The organism is Desulfovibrio sp. Fe33, from assembly GCF_028532725.1.
Classification (GTDB): domain Bacteria; phylum Desulfobacterota; class Desulfovibrionia; order Desulfovibrionales; family Desulfovibrionaceae; genus Pseudodesulfovibrio.
This window is the reverse complement of the sequence record NZ_JAQKGU010000001.1, coordinates 184,886-194,696: the sequence shown is the minus strand read 5'-3', so window position 1 is coordinate 194,696 and position 9,811 is coordinate 184,886. Positions and strand designations below refer to the sequence as shown.

Below are 9,811 nucleotides of genomic sequence, written 5' to 3'. Positions count from 1 at the left end.
CCGATGCGGACCGCATATCCTGCGCGGAGGAGCGTTAGATGACCCGAACAGACGAGCTCATACGAATGGCGACCAAGGCCCGCGACAACGCCTACGCGCCTTATTCCGGCCATCCGGTGGGCGCGGCCCTGGTCACGGAGCAGGGCCGGACGTTCTCCGGCTGCAACGTGGAGAACGCGGCTTATCCGCTGGGCTGCTGCGCCGAGCAATCGGCCATATCGGCTATGGTGCTGGCCGGGGGCGGCGTCATCCGCGAACTGGTGGTGGTCGGCCCCTCGGACGAACCCTGCACCCCTTGCGGCGGCTGCCGACAGCGAATCCGGGAATTCGCCGGGCCGGACACGATCGTCCGCGCCTGCAACGAGCGCGGCCCGCTGCTGACCATGACCGTGGACGAATTGCTGCCCGAGTCCTTCGGGCCGCACAACCTCAACCCGCGAAAACGATGAACGACGAATTGAAAGAACTGACGCTTGAGGCCGAAAAAGCCCGAGCCGACGAGACATGCGCCCTGCGCATCCTGGCTTCCATGGACCTGACCTCCCTAGGAGAGGACGACACCGACGGAAAGATTCGCGACCTGTGCGCGCGGGCGGTCACGCCCAAGGGGCATGTGGCCGCGGTCTGCGTGTACGACAAGTTCGTGCCGCTGGCCCTGTCCGAACTGAGCGGAACCGGCGTGCGCGTGGCCACGGTCTGCAACTTCCCCCACGGCCTGCCCGATGCGGCGAACGCCGTGGCCGAGGCCAGGGCGCAGGTGGCTGCCGGGGCGCAGGAAATAGACGTGGTCCTGCCGTACAAGCGGTACAAGGCCGGGCATCGCGACCAGGCCATCGCCCTCCTCCACCAGGTGCGTGAGGTCTGCGGCGAGGACGTCCTGCTCAAGGTCATCCTGGAAACGAGCCAGCTCCAGTCGCCGAAGATCATCGGCGAAGCCAGCCGGGACGCCATCGAGGCGGGAGCCGACTTCATCAAGACGTCCACGGGCAAGGTGCCGGGCGGGGCGACCCTGGAGTCGGCGGCGGTCATGCTTTCGGCCATCCGCGACATGGGACCGAAGGTCAAGCGGCCGCTCGGTTTCAAGCCGTCCGGCGGCCTCAAGACGGCGGACCAGGCGGCGGGCTATCTCTTCCTCGCCGACCACATCCTGGGCGAAGGCTGGGCCACCCCCCGGACCCTTCGTTTCGGCGCGAGCAGCCTGCTCGACGATGTGAAAAAACACCTCGGCCTTTAACCGGGACGAACCAAACGCCCGTCCTTCCAAGGCCGCATCCGGAGAAGCCGGTCGGCAGGTATGGGGAGGACTGGAGCAGGAAGCGCCTCATGACGTTCATACCGCAGGAAGTGATCCGCAAAAAACGCGACGGGCTCGAACTGGACAGGACCGAAATCCGGGCCATGGTGCGCGGCATCACGGACGGTTCGGTCAGCGAAGGCCAAGTGGCGGCGTTCGCCATGGCCGTCTATTTCCGGGGCATGACCCTCGGCGAACGGGTCGGCCTGACCGAGGCCATGCGCGACTCCGGCCGGGTGCTCGACTGGCCGTCTCTCGGCATCAAACGCGGCGTGGCCGACAAGCATTCCACGGGCGGGGTGGGCGACAAGGTCAGCCTCATCCTCGGGCCGCTGGCCGCGGCGTGCGGACTGTTCGTGCCCATGATCTCCGGGCGCGGCCTCGGACACACGGGCGGCACGCTGGACAAATTCGACGCCATTCCCGGCTATGACACGGCCCCGGACCTGGGACGGTTCGCCAAGGTCGTCCGGGATGCGGGGTGCGCCATCATCGGCCAGACCATGGACCTGGCCCCGGCCGACCGGCGGCTCTACGCGGTGCGCGACGTGACCGCCACCGTGGAATCCATCGACCTCATCACCGCCTCCATCCTGTCCAAGAAACTGGCCGCCGGACTGGGCGGGCTGGTCATGGACGTGAAGTTCGGCTCCGGCGCGTTCATGCGGCAATACGATGACGCGCGCGAGCTGGCCCGGTCCATCGTCACCGTGGCCGAAGGCGCGGGCGTGCCGACCACCGCCCTGCTCACGGACATGAACGAAGTGCTGGGGCGCAGCGTGGGCAACGCCGTGGAAGTCCGCGAGGCCGTGGAGTTCCTGACCGGCGCGTCGCGGGAGCCCAGGCTGGCCGAGGTCGTCCTGGCCTGCGCCGGCGAAATGCTGGTCATGGAGGGCGCGGCCCGGGACATGGACGATGCCGCTCGCAAAATGGAGGAAGCGCTGGCTTCCGGCGCGGCGGCCGAACGCTTCGGGCGCATGGTATCCGGGCTGGGCGGACCCGCCGATTTTGTGGAGCGGGCGGACGACCATCTCGACATCGCGCCCGTGGAACTGCCCGTGCCCGCAGGCACGGAAGGATTCATCACGGCCATGGACTGCCGTGCCGTGGGCATGGCCCTTGTGGGCATGGGCGGCGGCCGCACCAGGGCCGACCAGTCCATTGACCACGGCGTGGGCATGAGCGGCTTCGCCCGCATCGGCGCCCCGGTGACGCCCGAAACTCCCTTGTGCGTGGTCCACGCCCGGACCGAAGAGCAGGCGCGAACAGCCGCAGACAGCATCCGGGCGGCCGTGGCCGTCGGAGAGCGGCGGCCCGAGGAAAGGCCCGTCATCAGGGAACGGATCACCGCAAAACAAATGGAGGGAACCTGCTGATGCCGCGCGCGTTCATTCTGGTCCTGGACTCCCTGGGCATCGGCGCGGCCCCGGACGCAGACCGATACGGCGATGCCGGAGCCGACACCCTCGGCCACATCGCCGAAGCCTGCGCGCACGGCGAGGCGGACCGGAAGGAGGTGCGCGAAGGCCCGCTCGCCCTGCCCTGCATGACCTCCCTCGGCCTGGGGCTGGCCGCCGAGCTCGTCACAGGCAAGGTGCCGCCCGGCCTGGCCCCTTCCGTACTGCGCGGCAGGTTTGCGGCGGCCCGGGAAGTCAGCCGGGGCAAGGACACCCCAAGCGGGCACTGGGAGCTGGCCGGAACGCCCGTGACCTTCGACTGGGGCGTGTTCCCGCCGCAGTATCCGAGTTTTCCCGAATCGTTGACCAACGCGATCATCAAACAGGGCGGCTTGCCCGGCATCCTCGGCAACTGCGCGGCCTCGGGCACGGAGATTCTCGCCAACCTGGGGGCCGAACACATGGAAAGCGGCAAGCCCATCTGCTACACCTCGGTGGACTCCGTCTTCCAGATCGCGGCCCACGAGGAAACCTTCGGCCTGGAACGACTCCTGAACCTGTGCGAACTCGTCCGCGGCCTGCTCGACGGCTACAACATAGGCCGGGTCATCGCCCGCCCCTTCGTCGGCGAACCGGGACGATTCACCCGCACGCCCAACCGACGCGACTATTCCCTGGAGCCTCCGGGCGAGACCCTGCTAGACCGCCTCAAAGACGCCGGGCGCGAAGTCGTCTCAGTGGGCAAAATCGCCGACATCTTCGCCCACCGGGGCATCACCAAAGCGGTCAAGGGCCCGGATTCAGACGCCCTGTTCGACCTGGTCGAGGCCGAAGCCGCCAACGCACCCGACGGCTCCCTGACCTTCGCCAATTTCGTGGAGTTCGACTCTGAATGGGGCCACCGCCGCGACACCGCCGGATACGCCGCCGCGCTGGAGCGGATCGACGCGCGCCTGGCCGGATTTCTTCCCCGCCTCAAGCCCGGCGACCTGGCCGTCGTCACCGCCGACCACGGCTGCGACCCCACATGGAGAGGCACCGACCACACCCGCGAATGCGTGCCCATACTGCTGTTCGGTCCGGCCGTCCTGCCCGGCTCCGCGGGCCTGCGAGCCTCCTTCGCCGATGTGGGCCAGACCGTGGCCCGCCACCTCGGCATAGCCCCGCTGGACGCGGGCCGGGCGATGGACCTCGACTGAAGCGGGTTCGAACGGCTCAAAGCCGCCGGACCGTATCCACAAAAATAAAACGGCCCCGTCCGGTATTCCGAACGGGGCCGCCGCAATTCCGGCGTCCGCGCCGCTACCCGGCCTTGGGCGTGCCAGGGACCTGGGGAGCAGTCCCGCCCTTGCCCCGGCGCATGGCGGTGTTGATGATCTCCGTGGCGGTGGCGACCATGCCGCCCGCGCCCGCGAGATCCGCGGGGATAATCATGGTGTTGTTGGTCTTGGCGAGCTTGCCGAATTCCTCGATGTACTGCTGCGCGACCTTGAGGTTCATGGCCTCGGCGCCACCGGGCAGGTTGACGGCCTCGGCCACCTTGCGGATGCCTTCGGCGGTGGCGTCGGCCACAAGAAGAATTTCCTGCGCCCGCCCCTGGGCCTCGTTGATGCGCTTCTGCTTCTCGCCTTCGGAAATCTGGATCGCCTCCTGGCGCATTCCCTCGGACCGGTTGATGCGGGACTGGCGGTCGCCCTCGGAAGTGGCGATCTCAGCGCGCTTCTCGCGCTCGGCCTTCATCTGCGCTTCCATGGCCGCCATGACGGTGCCCGGAGGAGTGATATCCTTGATCTCGTAGCGCATGACCTTGATGCCCCACTCCTGGGCCGCCTCGTCCACGGCCTGAACCACGGAGGCGTTGATGGACTCGCGCTCCTCGAAGGTCTTGTCGAGGTCGATCTTGCCGATGGCCGAACGCAGGGAGGTCTGGGCGAGCTGGGACGCGGCGATGTAGTAGTTTTCGATGCCGTAGGCGGACATCTTGGCGTCGATGACGCGGATGTAGAGCACGCCGTCGATGGTCACCGACACGTTGTCGCGGGTGATGCAGGTCTGCGCCGGAACGTCCATGACCTCCTCCTTGAGGGAGCGCTTGTAGGCGATGCGGTCGATGAACGGGATGAGGATATGCAGGCCGGCGCCTATGGTCTTGGCGTACTTGCCGAGCCGTTCGACGACGAACTGGCTTTTCTGGGGCACGACCACGGCCGTCTTGATGATCAGGACGATCACCAGAAGGACGAAAACCAGGGCCGTGACCAGGGATGTCATGGTTGCGGGGTCCATATTCACTGCTCCTTTTTCACCACGAAGGCGTTCACGTCGTTTTCGTCGCGCGCGACGATGCGGACCATGGAGCCCGGCTCCACGGGTTCGTTGCTCCGGGCGCTCCAGAAGGAGCCCTGGAATTTGATTCTGCCGGACTGGGGCGGGCGGATGGGTTCAACCACTTCCGCCACCGCGCCGATGATGTCCCGCTCCTCGTCCTCGGCCCTCTCGCCGGAAAAGGTCTTGGCCATGACCTTCCGGAACAGAAGAATCAGGACCACGGAGGAAGCGCCGAAAACCACGAGCTGGGTCGGAACCGTGGCCCCGAAAAAGGCCGTGAGCCCGGCGATGAGCGCACCCAGTCCCAGGAACACCACGATGAAGGCCGGCACTACCAGTTCGGCGATGAGAAAGAACACGCCCACGCCCAGCCAGATGAGCCACTGCAAGTTTTCCACTGAGTTGAAATATTCCATGGGACCTCCCAGGTCATCACAAAAGTACCGGATTAAGCCGGGCTTGTCGATACGGGCCTGCCCCACCGGCGCGGCGACCGGAGGCGGAATGACGGAATGACGAACCGTTTTCTTCAGCCTGTGCACCGTTCTTTTGCACATTGTTGCGCCTGTCCGTCATCTGGGCTAGGGTGCATCCGTTTCCACAGCTCAACATTTCGAGAACCAATGACAATGAAGCTCCGCACCCTCTTTTCCATATTGATTTTTCTTGCCGCCGCCATCCCCGCACGGGCCGAAACCGACTACCTAGCCATGATGGCCCGCGAGTCCGAAGTCAAGGCCATCGCCACCGTGGGCAAAGTCCTGGTGGTAGGTAACAACGCCGACGGCACCCTCAAAAGCGTGACCTTCAAGACCGTCTACGCGGTCACTCCCTTCATCCCAAAGACCTTCACGGGCGGGTGCAAGACCCTGGAAAGCAACTGGCAGAAACGCGGCGAGGGCATGGTCTATTTCAACCCCAAGCCCGGCCAGAAGGTCTTCGTCACCGTGACCACCAACGGCGGGGCCATCACCAGCTTCACGCCCCTGAACGTGGAGCTGGACCACGTCATCCGCAACGAGCCGCACCGCCTGGTCTTCAGCCACGGCAAAGCCTCCATCGCCCCTCGCGACTAAACCTCCTTTCGAGGAAGCCAGCCCTTTCGCCCCTGAAGAATAAGAAGAGGCCCGAAAGCCTCTTCACGGCCATAGCCGGAGGATTCCGCCTCCGGCGGGCAACGATTGCCCCCCCTGTACGCGCCCTTGGCGCATTTTTTTTCGCCACCCCCTCGCGGCCCCCTTGACGCGGCCGGACATTTGGCTATATTGCCAAGTGTAGACCGTGGAGGAACGATGCCCAAGGAAATTCTGCCCGCCGACTGTTTCGAGGCGCGGGCCAAAGTGGTCAAGGCCATGGCCCATCCGTCGAGACTGATGATGATAGACGAATTGTCGCACGGGGCGCGTTGTGTCTGCGACCTGCGCGAGTTGGTCGGAGCGGACATGTCCACGGTGTCCAAACACCTCGCCGTGCTGAAAAAGGTGGGCATCGTCGAGGACGAACGACGCGGAAAGCACATCTACTACCGCCTCCGCGTTCCCTGCGTTCTCGACTTCTTCCACTGCATCGAGTCCGTGCTCAAGGCGGACAGGTAACCGGTTAAAGGAGCCGCCACGCGGTTTCGGCCGGATTGTCGGGAAATCTCGCCCCGGAACGGAGGAAGCGCCTCCGTCCCGGCCAGCCATCGGGGCGGGTGATATTTTTTTTGAAACAACATTTGGCGATTTAGCCAAGAGAAGGTGACGATGTCGAAACAATTGAACAACATTCCCTGCGCCTGCGGGTGCGGCAAGCCCAAGGCCGAGGCCGAATCGCCCAAAGACCAAGGCGGTCTTGTCCGCGTCCTGCTCCTGCAAGTCGCGGCCCTGGCCGCCTGGTACGTCCTTTATCGGCAACTGCTGCCCTTCTCCGAGTGGTTCGCCTATTCCCTGCTGGGGCTCGACCCGGCCAGCCATCTCGGGGCGGCCTTGCAGTTCTTCGTCTACGACACGCCCAAGGTGCTGATGCTCCTGCTGCTGGTGGTCTACGGCGTGGGCATCCTGCGCTCGTTCGTCACGGTCAACTGGACCCGTTCCTTCCTGGCCGGAAAGCGTGAATCCGCAGGCAACGTCCTGGCCGCGCTGCTCGGCGTGGTCACGCCCTTCTGCTCCTGCTCCGCCGTTCCCCTGTTCATCGGGTTCATGACGGCCGGGATACCGCTTGGCGTGACGTTCTCCTTCCTCATCGCCGCGCCCATGGTCAATGAAATCGCCCTGGTCCTGCTTTACGGCCTGCTCGGCTGGAAGGTCGCGGCCCTGTACTTCGTCACCGGCATCACCATCGCCGTGATCGCGGGCTGGATCATGGGCCGTATGCGCCTGGAATCCTACGTTGAGGACTGGGTCCGGGAAATCCGCGCAGGCGAGGCCGCCGACACTCCGCCCATGACCTGGAAACAGCGCTTCGCCTACGCCCTGGACTCGGTGCGCGACATCGTGGGCCGGGTCTGGAAGTTCGTGGTGCTGGGCATCGCGGCGGGCGCGCTGATCCACGGATACGTGCCCGAGGCATGGCTCGCCTCGATCATGGGCAGCGAATCCTGGTGGTCCGTGCCTCTCTCCGTGCTGCTGGGCATCCCCATGTACACCAACGCCGCCGGAATCATCCCGGTGGTGGAAGCCCTGCTCGGCAAGGGAGCCGCCCTCGGCACCACCCTCGCCTTCATGATGTCCGTCATCGCCCTCTCCTTCCCGGAGATGGTCATTCTGCGCAAGGTCCTGAAGCCTCGCCTCATCGCGGCCTTCATCGCCGTGGTGGGCTGCGGCATCCTGATCGTGGGCTATCTCTTCAACACCGTTATTTAACCGATTCCATAGGAGCAAAAATATGAAGATTCTGGTCATGGGGCCCGGCTGCCCCAAGTGTGAACAGGCCGAAAAAACCGTGCGCGAAGCCGTTGCCGAAGCGGGCGTCGCCGCCGACATCGAAAAAGTAAAGGACTTCCAGGAGATCGCCAAATACGGCATTTTCTCCACTCCTGCCGTGGTCATCGACGGCCAGGTCAAGGTGGTGGGCAAGGCCCCGTCCAAGAAAGAAGTCCTCGGCTGGCTGGAATAGCGCCAAGCCGTTTGCGGCCCATTTCCCGGCCGCTCAAATGAAAAACCCCCGTGAGCCTGCGCTCACGGGGGTTTTCAATTATCGCTGGAGGCCGCCTACAGAATGGGCAGGTACTTGTCGAGTTCGTACTCGGTGACCTGGGTGCGGTATTCGTCCCACTCGGCCAGCTTGTTCTCGACCAGGGCGGAATGCAGGTGCTCGCCGAGGATTTCCTTCATCAGCGTGGACCTCTGAAGGTTCATGGCAGCCTCGTAGAGGGAGCCGGGCAGCGCCTTGATCCGGTTGCGCTTGAGCTGGCGGTCGTTCATGGCGAAGATGTCCTCTTCAACCGGGTCCGCCAGAACGTAGTTTTCCTCGATGCCCTTGAGGCCGGAGGCCAACTGGACGGCGAAGCAGAGATACGGATTGGCGGCCGGATCCGGGCAGCGCAGCTCCATGCGGGTGGCGTTCTCCTTGCCGGGCTTGTACATGGGCACGCGGACCAGGGCCGAACGGTTGCGCCGCGCCCAGGCGATGTAGACCGGGGCCTCGTAGCCGGGGACCAGCCGCTTGTAGGAGTTGACCCACTGGTTGGTCACGCAGACGAATTCAGGGGCGTGCTTGAGAATGCCCGCGATGTAGGACTTGCCTTCGGCGGACAGATGGTATTCGTCGTTGGCGTCGTAGAAGACGTTGCGGCCGTTCTTGAAAAGCGACTGGTGGACGTGCATCCCGGAGCCGTTCTCGCCGAAGATCGGCTTGGGCATGAAGGTGGCGTAGCAGCCGAACTTGCGGGCGGTCTCCTTGACCACCACGCGATAGGTCATGGCCGTGTCGGCCATTTTCATGCCTTCCTGGTAGCGCAGGTCGATCTCGTGCTGGGACGGGGCCACCTCGTGGTGGGAGTACTCGACCTGAATGCCCATGGCGTCCAGGGCGAAAATGATGTCGCGACGGATGTTGTTGCCGAGGTCGAGCGGCGGCGCGTCGAAGTATCCGCCCGAATCCAGGGTCTCGGTGTCCTGGTCGTCGGCGAAGAGGAAGAATTCGAGCTCAGGCCCGACGTAGAAGGTGTAGCCCTTCTCGGCCGCCTGGGCCATGACCTTCTTGAGGACGAACCGGGAGTCGGCCTCGAACGGCGTGCCGTCGGGATTGACCACGTCGCAGAACATGCGGGCCACGGGTTTCTCGGCGGGCCGCCAGGAGCAGATCTGGAACGTGGTCGGATCGGGCATGGCCACCATGTCGGATTCGTCGATGCGGCAGAAGCCGAGGATGGACGAACCGTCGAAGCCCATGCCTTCCTCGAAGGAGGCTTCAAGCTCGTTGGGAGTGATCTGGAAGCTCTTGAGGGTGCCGAGGATATCCACGAACCAGTACTGGATGAAGCTGACGTTGTAATCCTTGACCGCCTTCATCACGTCGTCCGCGTTTTTGCAATTGAAAACAGGGATACTCATAAGACTCCTCCGGTTTGAATGTTGGAGCAACAGGCCGTTCGCCCCGCTGTGCGCGGCCGTCGGCCGAAACGGGCAATGCCGGTGCTTTGCACAATGATATGGATAGATGTTTACCCATTTTTTCGGTGCGGCATCAACAGAAATGTCCCGAAAATCGTTTCCGGCGCGGAAAGGCCGGGCCGGGCCGCAAAAACCGCGCGACAGGGAGTGCGGGGAATACGGTGGGCCTGGGCGCTCCCTTGCGTTGGGTGAAAAGT

Annotated in this window: 11 protein-coding genes; 8 read left to right on the top strand and 3 right to left on the bottom strand. The window is 64.5% G+C overall.

Translation table 11 applies throughout. The features are described 5' to 3' along the window. Positions 1–38: 38 nt before the first annotated feature. The 4 genes from PSN43_RS00955 (at position 39) to PSN43_RS00940 (ending at position 3,890) form a co-directional block, all read left to right on the top strand. Positions 39–449, top strand: a complete 411-nt coding sequence (locus PSN43_RS00955) for a cytidine deaminase (protein WP_272698840.1) — start codon at positions 39–41, stop codon at positions 447–449. Beyond that, positions 446–1,234 (top strand): deoxyribose-phosphate aldolase, encoded by a 789-nt coding sequence (gene deoC, locus PSN43_RS00950; RefSeq protein WP_272698839.1) that lies wholly within the window; start codon positions 446–448, stop codon positions 1,232–1,234. The genes PSN43_RS00955 and deoC overlap by 4 nt, the downstream gene beginning before the upstream one ends. Before the next feature lie 89 nt (positions 1,235–1,323). Continuing rightward, positions 1,324–2,670: a thymidine phosphorylase gene (deoA, locus tag PSN43_RS00945; RefSeq protein WP_272698838.1), complete on the top strand. Its 1,347-nt coding sequence runs from the start codon at positions 1,324–1,326 to the stop codon at positions 2,668–2,670. Further along, positions 2,670–3,890, top strand: coding sequence for a phosphopentomutase (locus PSN43_RS00940; protein WP_272698837.1), 1,221 nt, complete (start codon positions 2,670–2,672; stop codon positions 3,888–3,890). The genes deoA and PSN43_RS00940 overlap by 1 nt, the downstream gene beginning before the upstream one ends. A 103-nt stretch (positions 3,891–3,993) precedes the next feature. Here PSN43_RS00940 and PSN43_RS00935 read toward each other — a convergent pair whose 3' ends face one another. Both PSN43_RS00935 and PSN43_RS00930 read right to left on the bottom strand, forming a co-directional pair. After that, entirely contained in the window at positions 3,994–4,977 is a 984-nt protein-coding gene (locus tag PSN43_RS00935; protein WP_272698836.1) for an SPFH domain-containing protein, read from the bottom strand. Between the two features lie 2 nt (positions 4,978–4,979). Then, positions 4,980–5,435 carry an NfeD family protein gene (locus PSN43_RS00930; RefSeq protein ID WP_272698835.1) on the bottom strand — a complete coding sequence of 152 codons (456 nt, stop codon included), beginning with the start codon at positions 5,433–5,435 and terminating at the stop codon, positions 4,980–4,982. A 213-nt stretch (positions 5,436–5,648) separates the two neighbouring features. Between PSN43_RS00930 and PSN43_RS00925 the strand changes: the two genes are divergently transcribed. The 4 genes from PSN43_RS00925 (at position 5,649) to PSN43_RS00910 (ending at position 8,115) form a co-directional block, all read left to right on the top strand. Beyond that, entirely contained in the window at positions 5,649–6,095 is a 447-nt protein-coding gene (locus PSN43_RS00925; RefSeq protein WP_272698834.1) for a hypothetical protein, read from the top strand. Positions 6,096–6,311: 216 nt separating this feature from the next. Then, on the top strand, positions 6,312–6,614 hold the full coding sequence (locus tag PSN43_RS00920; RefSeq protein WP_272698833.1) for an ArsR/SmtB family transcription factor: 303 nt from the start codon (positions 6,312–6,314) through the stop codon (positions 6,612–6,614). A 150-nt stretch (positions 6,615–6,764) separates the two neighbouring features. Continuing rightward, the gene (locus PSN43_RS00915) at positions 6,765–7,862 is read left to right on the top strand and encodes a permease (protein ID WP_272698832.1); all 1,098 of its coding nucleotides are present in this window, start codon (positions 6,765–6,767) and stop codon (positions 7,860–7,862) included. A 22-nt stretch (positions 7,863–7,884) separates the two neighbouring features. Beyond that, positions 7,885–8,115, top strand: a complete 231-nt coding sequence (locus PSN43_RS00910; protein ID WP_272698831.1) for a thioredoxin family protein — start codon at positions 7,885–7,887, stop codon at positions 8,113–8,115. Between the two features lie 95 nt (positions 8,116–8,210). Here the strand turns inward: PSN43_RS00910 and PSN43_RS00905 are convergent, their stop codons facing one another. Next, positions 8,211–9,554, bottom strand: a complete 1,344-nt coding sequence (locus PSN43_RS00905) for a glutamine synthetase family protein (protein ID WP_272698830.1) — start codon at positions 9,552–9,554, stop codon at positions 8,211–8,213. Between the last annotated feature and the right edge of the window lie 257 nt (positions 9,555–9,811).